Source organism: Chryseobacterium scophthalmum (assembly GCF_900143185.1).
Classification (GTDB): Bacteria; Bacteroidota; Bacteroidia; order Flavobacteriales; family Weeksellaceae; genus Chryseobacterium; species Chryseobacterium scophthalmum.
Map to the genome: position 1 here is coordinate 2,199,319 of NZ_FSRQ01000001.1, position 12,199 is coordinate 2,211,517.

General features: G+C 34.0%; 11 protein-coding genes and 2 tRNA genes. 6 read left to right on the forward strand and 7 right to left on the reverse strand.

Annotation, left to right across the window (positions count from 1 at the left end):
• Nucleotides 1-15: 15 nt before the first annotated feature.
• A complete protein-coding gene (locus BUR17_RS09940; RefSeq protein ID WP_074230129.1) occupies nt 16-879 on the reverse strand; it encodes a lamin tail domain-containing protein in 864 nt (287 codons plus the stop codon).
• Nucleotides 880-1,046: 167 nt separating this feature from the next.
• Nucleotides 1,047-2,051 (reverse strand): T9SS type A sorting domain-containing protein, encoded by a 1,005-nt coding sequence (locus tag BUR17_RS09945; protein WP_074230130.1) that lies wholly within the window; start codon nt 2,049-2,051, stop codon nt 1,047-1,049.
• A gap of 186 nt (nt 2,052-2,237) precedes the next feature.
• On the opposite strand from BUR17_RS09945, the gene BUR17_RS09950 reads away from it, so the two are divergent.
• Complete coding sequence (locus BUR17_RS09950) at nt 2,238-5,465, forward strand: hypothetical protein (RefSeq protein ID WP_074230131.1); 3,228 nt, start codon at nt 2,238-2,240, stop codon at nt 5,463-5,465.
• Nucleotides 5,466-5,657: 192 nt separating this feature from the next.
• Here BUR17_RS09950 and BUR17_RS09955 read toward each other — a convergent pair.
• The 3 genes from BUR17_RS09955 to BUR17_RS09960 form a co-directional block, all read right to left on the reverse strand.
• Nucleotides 5,658-5,728 (reverse strand) — tRNA-Gln (locus BUR17_RS09955).
• 211 nt (nt 5,729-5,939) lie between these two features.
• Complete coding sequence (locus BUR17_RS21135) at nt 5,940-6,068, reverse strand: hypothetical protein (protein WP_262484506.1); 129 nt, start codon at nt 6,066-6,068, stop codon at nt 5,940-5,942.
• Nucleotides 6,069-6,245: 177 nt separating this feature from the next.
• Nucleotides 6,246-6,316, reverse strand: a tRNA-Gln gene (locus tag BUR17_RS09960).
• Between the two features lie 99 nt (nt 6,317-6,415).
• Between BUR17_RS09960 and BUR17_RS09965 the strand changes: the two genes are divergently transcribed.
• The 4 genes from BUR17_RS09965 to BUR17_RS09980 all read left to right on the forward strand — a co-directional run bounded on the left by BUR17_RS09965 (nt 6,416) and on the right by BUR17_RS09980 (nt 10,428).
• Nucleotides 6,416-7,444, forward strand: a complete 1,029-nt coding sequence (locus BUR17_RS09965) for an AMP-binding protein (protein WP_074230132.1) — start codon at nt 6,416-6,418, stop codon at nt 7,442-7,444.
• Nucleotides 7,445-7,540: 96 nt separating this feature from the next.
• Complete coding sequence (arfB, locus tag BUR17_RS09970; RefSeq protein WP_074230133.1) at nt 7,541-7,933, forward strand: alternative ribosome rescue aminoacyl-tRNA hydrolase ArfB; 393 nt, start codon at nt 7,541-7,543, stop codon at nt 7,931-7,933.
• A gap of 195 nt (nt 7,934-8,128) precedes the next feature.
• Nucleotides 8,129-9,100, forward strand: a complete 972-nt coding sequence (locus BUR17_RS09975) for a deoxyhypusine synthase family protein (protein ID WP_066680555.1) — start codon at nt 8,129-8,131, stop codon at nt 9,098-9,100.
• A gap of 197 nt (nt 9,101-9,297) precedes the next feature.
• Nucleotides 9,298-10,428, forward strand: coding sequence for an acyltransferase family protein (locus tag BUR17_RS09980; RefSeq protein ID WP_228418660.1), 1,131 nt, complete (start codon nt 9,298-9,300; stop codon nt 10,426-10,428).
• Between the two features lie 139 nt (nt 10,429-10,567).
• Here the strand turns inward: BUR17_RS09980 and BUR17_RS20860 are convergent, their stop codons facing one another.
• Both BUR17_RS20860 and BUR17_RS09985 read right to left on the reverse strand, forming a co-directional pair.
• Nucleotides 10,568-10,714 (reverse strand): hypothetical protein, encoded by a 147-nt coding sequence (locus tag BUR17_RS20860; protein ID WP_167594294.1) that lies wholly within the window; start codon nt 10,712-10,714, stop codon nt 10,568-10,570.
• 131 nt (nt 10,715-10,845) lie between these two features.
• On the reverse strand, nt 10,846-11,637 hold the full coding sequence (locus tag BUR17_RS09985; protein ID WP_074230134.1) for a glucose 1-dehydrogenase: 792 nt from the start codon (nt 11,635-11,637) through the stop codon (nt 10,846-10,848).
• A gap of 167 nt (nt 11,638-11,804) precedes the next feature.
• Between BUR17_RS09985 and BUR17_RS09990 the strand changes: the two genes are divergently transcribed.
• Nucleotides 11,805-12,101: an MGMT family protein gene (locus BUR17_RS09990; protein ID WP_074230135.1), complete on the forward strand. Its 297-nt coding sequence runs from the start codon at nt 11,805-11,807 to the stop codon at nt 12,099-12,101.
• The last annotated feature ends 98 nt before the right edge of the window (nt 12,102-12,199 follow it).

Genomic DNA, 12,199 nt, shown 5'->3' on the forward strand with positions numbered 1-12,199 from the left:
AAATTTTCAAAAAATTTAATCTTTCAAAATTTTCTGAGAAACCGGTTGATTATCTACAAATCCTGTTACGATATAATTACCTTTTTGTAATTCAGCAACGTTTAAAGAAACACCATTTTTTACAGAAGCTGTTTTTACCAACTGTCCAGATAATGTGTAAACCTTAATATCTTTCACCTCTGCAGCGAAAATGATCTCATCATTTTTAACCAATGAGTTTTTAATAAACATTGATTTTTTGGAAAGATCAGTTAAATCATTGACCGCTAAAGTTCCGGATGTTGCCTGTGGCGTAGGTAAACTTATTGTAAAATCTACGTTGTTGTTATTGGTATCTCCAGTTGTTCTGGTAATGGAATTTAAAATAGTCGGCGACGGAGCTGCTCCTGCTCCTTCAAACTGATTAGCCAAACCATAACCTACAAAATCTAAAACATTTGCAGCAGTTGGTCCTGTAACTGGTGTGGCATTACTTGCCAAAGCAACCTTTCCTGAAGTAAGCGCAAGACCAACACCTACCCCAACACTTGGTGAACCGTCTAAATTCAAGAGAACCGTTACGATAAGATTGGGATTCAATAAATTAATGAGCCCACCTAATCCATCAGAACCTTGCTGAATTAAGTACGTTTGTCCCGGAGTTAAAGTGATATTGGGTAAATTGTTGTACTGGGTAAAAGCTCCTGAGGAAGACGCATATTGAATAGTTGCACCATTTAGGGAAGCTGTAGAGGAACCTATGTTTTTCAGTTCTATGAAGTCATTGGTAATGGCTGCTCCTAAAAGTCCACCACCGGTATAGATTTCATTTATTACAATCTGGGCATTAGAGAATGCTGCTATCGAAACAAGTCCGATAAAAGTAAATACTTTTTTCATAATGTGATATTTTGATTGATTCGTAATAATTTATGCAAAATTAATACCATATCAATAATAATATACCAAATATGTTGAGTTATTTAAAAAACTCACTATATATAGAACACAAAAAAACCGCCTCAAAGAAGCGGTTTGTATGATTAATTTGATTATTAAAAATCTGATTAGTCTTTCAAAATTTTCTGAGAAACTGCTTGGTTGTTTACAGTTCCTGTAACGATATAGTTACCTTCAGCTAATTCAGCAATATTTAAAGTTCCGTTAGCTTTTACAGAAGCTGTTTTTACTAATTGACCTGTTAATGTATAAACTTTTACATCTTTTGCATCTGCTCCGAAAGTAATTTCGTCATTCTTAACAAAAGTATTTTTTACAAAGTTTGATTTTGTTTTATTTAAATCTGAAACAGCTAATGATGCTGAAGTTGGTGCAACTTGAGCATAAGTTGTTCCTACTCTAATCTCATCTATTTGGAAGTTTCCTGTTGAAGAACCTTGTCTTATACAGAAATAATCAATTGCTGTAGGAGCTGCTGTTGTACCAGTACTGTTCGTAGCAGAAGCTGTTGCTGGTTCAGTAGAACCAGGAGCTGCATTAACAAATAATGACGCTGTATTTGTAGCAAAATGATATTTAACAACTAAGAAAACAGTTTGGTTAATAGGGAAATCTGTTGAAACAAATGAAGGAGCAGCAGTACCTCCGCTATTATTTAAGATACCAAAATTTACTGTATCAGTGGCAGTTCCTTTTCTCACATAAATTCTAGCTTGAAATAAAGAAAGTGCAGGATTTGTACCAGTTGAGTATGTTCCAAAATGTAAAAAATAATCTCCTGTTGCTGTATTGGCTGTAATACCTGTAGTATTCTGTGCAGAAACTAGTACTGAGTAATAAACCACTCCTGCACTTTGAGGCGTAAAACTCTTATTAATATCTTCAGTATTTGATGACGAAACACTTGTACTATTTCCAGAAGGAGCTGCTAACCCTGTATAAGTTAGATTTCCTGTAGCTGCAGTAACCTGACCAGGAGTTGCTCCACTGTGTGTTGCCCATCCATTTTGTCCAGCAACACTTCCTGTAAAATTAAATGGCTCATACACTAATTGTGCATTTGCAAAAGCTGCAACTGCGACAATTCCTAAAACTGTAAAGATTTTTTTCATAACTTAATTTTTTAATTATTAATAATTTACATAGCAAAATTACGGCATTTTTTCCATTTGAGACAATATTTAGGTTAATTTTCTGTTAATAATGCCAAAACCCGAACTGTTCATATTTTTTAGTTATTTTTACCACTTATTTTAGGAGACTTGCGAAATTCTATTCTGATATTCGTTCTTTTTTTCATGGGCTTATCGCTGAATAATGCTCAAATATTCTCATGGAAAAATCCCAATATCCCAAAAGATTCTATCTCTTCTAAAAATGACAGCATTTTAGCTAAAAAAAAAGACAGCATTCTCGCTTTTAAATTCGGGCAGGATATTTTCGCAAAAGACACGATGGATTTTGTGAAAACCAGCAACAGGATTATTGTAGATGAAGCGGTACTTGCAAAAAACGATTCTAAAAGATTTTTAGGAGAACTAAATTCAAAAGGTTCTATTATCCGGGGGATTACTTTTGGTAACAACCAAGGACAATCGGTACAAAGTTCGATGGATCTTCAGATTTCCGGCAGACTCTCAAAAGATGTTACGGTTTTGGCAAGTATTTCCGATCACAATTTACCGATTCAGGCAGATGGTTACACGCAGACTTTAGAAGAATTCGACAAAATTTATATGCAGCTTAATATTAAGGATAAATCTATTCTTAGAGCCGGACATTTAGATTTGGTTGATTCTAAAAATTATTTCGCCAAATATCAGCGTCGAAGCATGGGACTTCAGTTTCAGACACAGTTTGGAACCGATAATAAAACTTTGGTTGATATTTCAGCAGGTGTGGCACGAAGCGAATTTCATAGAATTCGTTTTCAGGGTATCGAAGGAAACCAGGGACCTTACCGTCTAACCGGGAAAAACGGTGAACAATTCATTACACTAATTTCTGGTTCCGAACAGGTTTTCATCGACGGTATTTTGATGAAGCGTGGGGAAAATCAGGATTATATCATTAATTACAATACAGGGGAAGTTACTTTCACCAGTTTCAGACCGATTTTCCAACAAAACTTCATTACCATTTCTTTTAATTATGCCAACAGAAATTATTCCCGATATTTATTTACCGGAAAAGTTGAGCATCAAAGAGAAAAATTAAAATTAGGCTTAAACTGGTTTATGGAGAATGATAATAAAAATGCTCCATTAGCTTTAAATTTATCTAAAGAAGACGAGCAGATTTTAGCAGATGCCGGAAATGATTTAAACTTAATGTATGCACCTTCCGGTGTGGTTGCAGAATACGATGTCAACAAAATTCTTTACAGTCTCGTTCTGAATCCTAACGGAAATTATTATCAGTTTTCTACAGATGCCACTCAAACTTTATATCAGGTTTCGTTCACTTATTTTGGAGCTAACCTGGGAGATTACAAATTAACACAAACCACCAATAACGGAAGGGTTTTTGAATATGTTGGTCCTAATCTGGGAGATTACCGTGCGGTAAGAAAACTTCCGTCACCGCAAAAAGCTCAGGTGTATACTTTCAACTCTGAATACTTACTGAAAGACGGTAAAATCGGAGCTGATATTTCGATGAGTAATTATGACATCAACTTATTTTCTTCAAAAGATTCTGATCAAAATTTGGGATATGCTGCAAGAATTTTTGGGAATAAAACATTTACTAAAAACAGCTGGAAAGGAACACCAAGCTTTGAATATCAATACATCGATAAGCAGTTCCATATTTTAGATCGTATCAACGATGTAGAGTTTTCTCGTGATTTCAACTTAGCGCAGGAATTTAACGGATTAACACAAAACCGCTTTATTTTCAGCTTTCTAAATAAGTGGAATAATAAATCGACTTTAAACTACAGGATCAATTATCTTGACGAACAGGATTCATATAAAGGAACCAAAAACGACCTAGATTTTAGCTGGATTAAAGAAAAATTCAATACAAAAGGTAATTTGTCTTATCTTAATACCAATGCTACTCTGCAAGACACCAAATTCATCCGTGGAGGAGCCGGAACCGAGTACACCGGTAAAAAAGGAAGTTGGGCAGTTGGAGGAAGTATGGAACACAACGAAAAGAAATACAACGACACTCAATTGATGGATGTGACGAGTTTTAGCTGGAGAGAGCTTTTCGTTCAGAAAAAAATCGGAGACAGTACAAGAACGAAGCTTTTAGCCAAAATGTACATGCGAGAAAATGACTCGGTACGTGACAACAGCCTCCAAAATACGAACAGGATTTTAGGTTTCATGGCAGAAAGCCAAATCATTAAAACTGAAAAAACAACTTTAAATGCGTTGCTTCATTACAGAAAATTCTTCTATAAAGATGACATTGTAGATGTAAATCAGAATAAAGATTTTGTGGTTGGGAATATTTTGTACAACCAACAACTTTTCAAAAACGGAATGCGACTTCAGGCATTTTACGAATTAGGAAACGGACAGGAAGCACAAAGAGAATTTCAATATATAAAAGTGACAGACGGGCAAGGAATTTATAAATGGACCGATTACAATGGTGACGGGATACAGCAGCTCGACGAATTTGAAATTGCAGAATACTCCGATTTGGCACAATACATTAGAATTTACACCAATTCGGTGCGATACATTCCTTCCAATAAAAACAAACTACAGTTGGCTTTATTTGTCAATCCATCGGTTGTTTTCAATTCGGAAAATAAATTTTTAAAACGTTGGAACTTCAACATCTCATTAAACTCTCAGAATTCATTCTATAAAAAAGATAAAGTTTTGGTTTTAAATCCTTTCGAAAAAGGCGAAAATCAGATTCTTAAAAATCAGAATATCTTGATGTCGGCACAGTTTAATCCTACCGAAAAATCGGGCTGGAACGGAAATTACCGTTTTATACAGAACGACAATCTTATTAATGCCAACTTCAGCAACGAAGAGCGAAATCAAACTTCCCATTTTGTGAATATCGGATATTGGTTTAATAAAGAATTCAGAGTCGATTGGGAAAACTCCGTTCACGATCTAAAAAATTCATCACAACTATTTGCAACACGAGATTACAGGCTCAATAATTTTGAAACAAAACCAAAAGCAACGTATAAATTTACAGATGCTATTCAGGCAGAATTCTCATCGGCTTACCGTGAAAAACAGAGAAAAGACGGCGAAGAATTATTGAAAGCATTTGATATCACCGGAACAATTCAGTGGGAACGCAAGAAAACATCAATCAGAGGAAACTTCTCATTCATCAACAACGATTTTACAGGAAACAGCTTCAGTATTGTAGGAAACCAAATGCTTGATGGTTTAAAACCAGGGAAAAACCAGGTTTGGAGTGTTTTCATTCAACAGGCGATCAATTCTTTCTTACAGCTGAATTTAAATTATGAAGGAAGAAATTCCGGTGAAAGAACCATCCACATCGGAAGTATGCAGGTAAAAGCCAGTTTTTAGGAGCTTTTTCCAGCTCTCCACTCTATCTTTTTTGTCTCAAGCTAATTCCTCACAACAAAAAAGGATGCCGTTGCGATCTGGGCTAATTTTAAAGAGGCTCAGATTAATGAAATTCATGACACAAACTCAACAAACCTTAATGATTGAAAAACAAAAAAGCCTTGAAAATCGAGTGATTAACAAGGCTTTTTGTAGACCCACAGGGATTCGAACCCCAACTGATGGTACCAAAAACCAGAGTGCTACCGTTACACCATGGGTCTGTATTTTTTAGTGATGCAAATTTACAGATTTTTTCTTTATCTGCAAATCAATTTCTGATTTTTTTTTGATTTTTTCTTTCTCTCATCGATATTCTTCAAAACAACATTATCATTTTACTTATTCTATCATCCAAATTTTCAGCAAAAAAAAGAGTTGAAGCTATACTCCAACCCATTTTTATCTTTAATTCAAAAAAGCAAAATCTTTAATTTAATTACTAGGTTTCCAGAAGCTCCATACTGTACCGTTGAACACAGCAAGTTGCTTCGCTGTGGTATCATAAACCATCATTCCCGGTGCAGGATTGATGATATTAAGATGCGGGCTTGCTGTGTTCAACGGTACAGTGTGGAGCTTTTGGAAACCTAGTAGTTAAAGAGCCAAATAACCTTTTCATTAAAATCCCAAAATGTTTAAAAACTTTTGGGATTTTTTTATTAAATATTTCAGAGATTAATAATGACAAAATTAATCACAAAAAAACAGGAGAAATGATAATCATTTCTCCTGTCAAAGTAGACCCACAGGGATTCGAACCCCAACTGATGGTACCAAAAACCAGAGTGCTACCGTTACACCATGGGTCTGTTTTATTTTGGTGATGCAAATTTAAAGCTTTTTTCTTTATTTGCAAATCATTTTTTAATTTTTCTTTAAATTTACACTTACAATTTAACCCCGTGAATATGCTGCTCGACTTCAATAATCTCGAAATTAATAATTTACATGCTGAAACCAATTTCGAGAAAAAAGTTATTTTTTTTCTCAAAGAATGGTTCTCAGAATCTAAAACGGTAAAAGTACAGACTTCAGGTTCTACAGGCATTCCTAAAATTATTGAAGTTGAAAAAGAAAAAATGCTTAATTCAGCAAAAATGACTTGCAATTTTTTAAATCTAAAAGAAGGAGGCACGGCTTTAATTTGTTTACCTATAGAATATATTTCAGGAAAAATGATGGTTGTGCGGGCAATTACCAGAAAGTTAAAACTTATTATTTCAGATCCTTCTTTAAAACCGTTGGAAAATTTAAATGACAGCATTGACTTTTGTGCGATGACTCCATTACAGGTTGAAAATTCATTAGATAAAATTCACTTCATAAAAAATTTAATTATTGGCGGAGCATCCGTTTCTGAATCTTTAAAAAAGAAAATTTCTCAAATACTCCTACACCCCCACTCTCCCACTCAGATTTACGAGACGTATGGAATGTCTGAAACTCTTTCTCATATTGCTTTAAAGAAAACCTACCCTACTCAGGATGAATACTTCAGTGTTTTTGATGGTATTGAAATTTCAACAGACGAAAGAAATTGTCTGAAAATTTCTGCACCCCAACTTAATTCTGAAATATTGCAGACGAATGATTTGGTTGAAATCAAAAACCAAAATCAGTTTAAATTTTTAGGAAGAATTGATAATGTAATCAATTCCGGAGGTGCAAAAATATTTCCTGAACAGCTTGAAGCTTTGGTAAAAAAAGAAGTTCCGAACGAGGTTGTATTTTTAGGAATAAAAGATGAAATTTTGGGACAGAAATTGATTTTAATTGTTGAAGGATTTGAAAGCGATAATCTAAAATTCCAAATCTCAAATCTCAAATTTGAAAAGTCTTTCCATAAGCCGAAAGAAATTATTTTCATTGAAAAAATTCCAAGAACGCCTAATGGAAAAGTAAATCGTTTGGAATTAAAAAGTATTTTTGAGGTTTAAGAATTTGATTTGTTTAAAACCACCCCCATCTTTCGAACAAAGTTCGAAATCCACCCCTCCAAAGGAGGGGAATTTGAGTCACTAAAAATATTATTTATGAAAAACTTTACCACAGAACTCACTTACAAAACTTCACGAAGCAGCGGTGCAGGTGGACAAAACGTGAACAAAGTAGAAACTTCTGTAACGGTAATGTGGAAAGTCTCAGATTCTGATTTTTTTAATGATTTTCAAAAAAAATTAATTAACAAAAAACTTAAAAACCGAATTAATCTGGATGGAATTCTTCAACTAACTGTTTCAGAATCGCGAACGCAGCTGCAGAATAAAAAAATTGCTACAGAGAAAATTTTGGAAATTGTGAATGATTCTATCATTATTCCTAAAACGAGATATAAAACAAAACCTTCTAAGGCTAAAGTTCAGAAGAGATTAGACACTAAAAAGAAACTTTCTGATAAAAAAGAAAACAGACGTTTTAAATTCTGAAAAATAAAAACTTAACCTTTTTGCGTAAGGGATAGAAGTGGAAATCCTTTTTTGACTAAAAAAGATTGCAACGAATAGCCCGACCCGAGCGGCGGGTGAAGTTTTGGCAAGGGATACGCCCAAAAACTGTTTTAAAAACCCTGTGAACTTTTCGCATCCAACATCTTTCATTATCTTTGTGAAAATTTAAAAAAAATGAGCAAACCGATTACTGAGTTCATAGAAAAATATTATCTGCACTTCAATGCAGCAGCTTTGGTAGACGCATCAAAAGGATATGTTGCCCACCTTAAAGAAGGCGGAAAAATGATGATTACTTTGGCGGGAGCAATGTCTACCGCTGAATTAGGAAAAATTTTGGCTGAAATGATTCGTCAGGATAAAGTTGATTTTATTTCTTGTACAGGGGCAAACCTTGAAGAAGATTTGATGAATCTTGTAGCGCATTCTCATTACGAAAGAGTTCCTCATTACAGAGATCTTACAGCTCAGGATGAGTGGGATTTGTTGGAAAGAGGTTTAAACAGAGTTACAGACACTTGTATCCCTGAAGAAGAAGCTTTCAGAAGACTGCAGAAACATATTGTAGAAATCTGGAAAGATGCTGAAGCTAAAGGAGAAAGATATTTCCCGCACGAATTTATGTATAAAATGATTCTTTCAGGAGTTTTGGAGCAGTATTACGAAATTCCAAGAGAAAATTCTTGGATGATTGCTGCAGCTGAGAAAAACTTGCCAATCGTAGTTCCGGGATGGGAAGATTCTACAATGGGTAACATTTTCGCTTCTTACTGCATCAAAGGAGAATTAACGGCTACAACAATGAAATCTGGTATCGAATACATGACATATTTGGCAGATTGGTATACTAAAAACTCTGCAGGAAAAGGTGTTGGTTTCTTCCAGATTGGTGGAGGTATTGCAGGAGATTTCCCAATTTGTGTGGTTCCGATGTTGTATCAGGATATGGAAATGCATGACATTCCGTTCTGGTCTTATTTCTGTCAGATTTCAGATTCAACGACTTCTTACGGTTCTTATTCAGGAGCAGTTCCAAACGAGAAAATTACTTGGGGTAAATTAGACATCACAACACCGAAATATATCGTTGAAAGTGATGCTACAATCTGTGCACCACTGATGTTCTCTTACATTTTGGAAAACTAATTTTTAAAATTAATTATATTTAAAAGGCTTATTTATTAAGCCTTTTTTAATTTATAACAATTTCATTAACCGCAAAAGGGACAAAAGAATTCATTGAAAAAATAGAAATTCAAAAGTTGACAAAATATGAATGCATTATTTGTCTGATGTTTTGTAAGCTGTTGAAATACTTCTTACATAAAAATCTTTTGATTCTTTTGCGGTTAAAAAAACTAAAAACTTTTATTGTTTATCCTTTGGAAGCTCTTCAGAAAAATAAATTCGATGCTTTAACCGGAATGCGCGCCATTGCCGCGATCATGGTTTTTGTCTATCACAACCGAAAATATTGGCGTTACGATTTACCTTTTGAAATCATGCGTTTTATCAGCGAATGGCACATCGGCGTAACTGTATTTTTTGTTTTGAGCGGATTTTTGCTCGCTTATCGCTATGAAGAGAAACCTTTAGAATCAAAAAAATCTTATTTAAAATATATTCTTCTCCGGATTGCGAGAATTTTTCCATTGTACTGGATTTTGCTGAGCTGTTATTTTCTCGATACTTCATATTCCAAAAGTGTTGATACTTATTTTCTGCAATACTCATTGTTTTATTCACTCTTTGAAAGATATTCGGTTTCAGGAATTGTACAGGCTTGGTCGTTGACAGTTGAGTTTTTCTTTTACATTCTGGCTCCGCTTTTATTTCTATTATTAAAGAAAAGCTGGAAATATTGTATTCTTTTTTTAATCGGATTTTTTCTTTTAGGATGGGGAATCGGATTCGGACTTAAAGAATTCAACGGAAATCCTAAAGGGTTTTTATATCCTCTCCAATTTATGATCGGAAGTACATTCTTTGGGAGAAGTTTAGAGTTTTTCTTCGGAATGTTGCTCGCTTATTTAATGAAAAAAGAAAAAGGAATCCAATTTTTAAACAAGATTAAAAAACCGACACTTTGGGGTGGAATTTCCATTCTTATTTTCACAATTTCTATTGCATTTTTTGCCAGAAATAATTTCGTGCATGGTGTAGAACGTTGGGAAGGAAGACTCATTCATGAGTTGTTTTTGCCTGTTGCAATTGCCATTTTCTTTTGGGGATTGATGACCGAGAGAACCTTCGTTTCAAGAATACTTTCTACTAAATTTTTTATTCTTTTAGGAAATGCTTCTTTTGTCTTTTATTTGATCCATCTCAGCTATTTTAATATGAAGCTGAAATCTTATTTTTATTTACCAGACCGTAACTTTATAGCGTTGTGGATTTGTTCAATTATTATTTATCTTTTAATTGAAAAGCCTTTGTATGAAGCTTGCAGAAAGTTGATCGCTAAAATTAAATAGTTATTTTCTCTGGCTGATAATGCTTAATTTTTTTTAAACATTAAGGATTTAAGTAAGATTCACTGTTGTCTTTAAGAATCAATAAATTGATTATATTAAGTTTATTAAGCAAATCGTTTTAAAATCTGCATAATATCATTTAATCTAAAGAATTCGTCAGTACAAAATAACGGTACGCCAAAATTCCTTTCTGAAATTTGGTCAGTTTCAATGGATCTTTATCGCTTAATTTAGGTAAAATTGCTTTATTTATTTTATTCAGAAATCTGAAAATGGACTTTTTCATGACAGACTATTTTAGGGTGTTATTTTAAAACATTCAAAAATTGTGCGAAAAATTTATTGATATGAATTAATTTAAATTTTATAAAAAAATTGTCCGCATTTCTGCAGACAATTATTATTTATTACCCATAATTATGGGTTTCCGTACATATTAGATTCTCCACCGTCGATTGCGATGACCTGTCCGGAAACGTATCCATTTTCATCACTTAAAAGATAGGCAACCAAATTACCAACATCTTTCGGATCACCCAATTTTCTTGTGGGATTTCTCGATGCATATTCTTTCTCTGCAGCTTTTGGATCAGAAGGATTTACCTGATTGAAAGCTTCGGCAACCATCGGTGTCAAAATCGCACCCGGAGCAATTGCATTCGTTAAAATATTATCTTTACCATATTCTAAGGCTGCATTCTTCGTCATTCCGGCTACAGCGTGCTTTGTAGCAACATACGCAGTTTGGTTTAGAACTCCTCTGATTCCGCCAACTGAAGCGACGTTTACGATTCTTCCGCTTCCGTTTTTCTGCATTTCAGGAATTACATATTTCATTCCGTAATACACTCCCAAAAGATTGATATCAATTACTTTTTTAAAAACATTAATATCATAATCGACCAATGGAGCTTGCTTTCCTTCAATTCCGGCGTTGTTGTATAAACCATCAACTTTCCCAAATGCTTTTACGGTTTCGTCTACATAATTCTTTACATTTTCTTCAACAGAAACATCAGCAGTGACTGTAATAAACTTACTCTCAGGATACTTTGAGGATAATTCTGCTTTTGCTTTTTCCAAAGCCTCTGCATTATAATCTACCAAAGTAAGATCTGCACCTTTTGAAGCTAAAGCTTCTGCTGCAGCCAATCCTAATCCCATTGCAGCACCTGTTACGATTACTGCTTTTCCTTTAAAGTTTGACATAATATTTATATTTATTTCATTGCTTCAATTTACAACAATCATACCTTTCATTTTCTTGATGTATGATAACATTTCATTAATTCAAAAAACATTTCACAAAATAAATACCCGTTTAATCTTAAAAAAGAGATCCAAATTTCTTATTTTTGATTGTAAATATTCAGGAAATGAATGAAGTTTTCAAGCAACAAGTCTGGGAAATTACCAAATTAGTTCCCAAAGGAAGAGTGACAAGCTATGGCGCAATAGCCAAAGCTGTAGGTTTTCCTAATCATTCACGTCATGTTGGGAAAGCAATGGGAGGTTGCCCTAAAGACGTTCCTGCTCATCGTGTAATTTCAAGCTCAGGAACATTATCCGTTCCTGAATTTCAGGAAAGATTGGAAGCTGAAGGAATTGAAGTAGAAAACTTCAGAATAAAAAATTTCAAAAAACTATTTTGGAATCCTTTTGATGAATTGTAAAATTTATCGCTTAAAAGAAAAATGTAATATTTATTTTAAAGCAACAGTTCAGCAATAGAAAGTAACGGTTCAGTGATTTAATATTGCGTAAACCTCCT

Excerpts from the sequence above, each read along its gene's own strand:
- BUR17_RS09975 (WP_066680555.1), top strand. The coding sequence starts at position 8,129 with ATGAGCAAACCGATTACTGAGTTCATAGAAAAATATTATCTGCACTTC.
- arfB (WP_074230133.1), top strand. The coding sequence starts at position 7,541 with ATGAAAAACTTTACCACAGAACTCACTTACAAAACTTCACGAAGCAGC.
- BUR17_RS09985 (WP_074230134.1), bottom strand. The coding sequence starts at position 11,637 with ATGTCAAACTTTAAAGGAAAAGCAGTAATCGTAACAGGTGCTGCAATG.
- BUR17_RS09945 (WP_074230130.1), bottom strand. The coding sequence starts at position 2,051 with ATGAAAAAAATCTTTACAGTTTTAGGAATTGTCGCAGTTGCAGCTTTT.
- BUR17_RS09950 (WP_074230131.1), top strand. The coding sequence starts at position 2,238 with ATGGGCTTATCGCTGAATAATGCTCAAATATTCTCATGGAAAAATCCC.
- BUR17_RS09965 (WP_074230132.1), top strand. The coding sequence starts at position 6,416 with ATGCTGCTCGACTTCAATAATCTCGAAATTAATAATTTACATGCTGAA.
- BUR17_RS20860 (WP_167594294.1), bottom strand. The coding sequence starts at position 10,714 with ATGAAAAAGTCCATTTTCAGATTTCTGAATAAAATAAATAAAGCAATT.
- BUR17_RS09990 (WP_074230135.1), top strand. The coding sequence starts at position 11,805 with ATGAATGAAGTTTTCAAGCAACAAGTCTGGGAAATTACCAAATTAGTT.
- BUR17_RS09940 (WP_074230129.1), bottom strand. The coding sequence starts at position 879 with ATGAAAAAAGTATTTACTTTTATCGGACTTGTTTCGATAGCAGCATTC.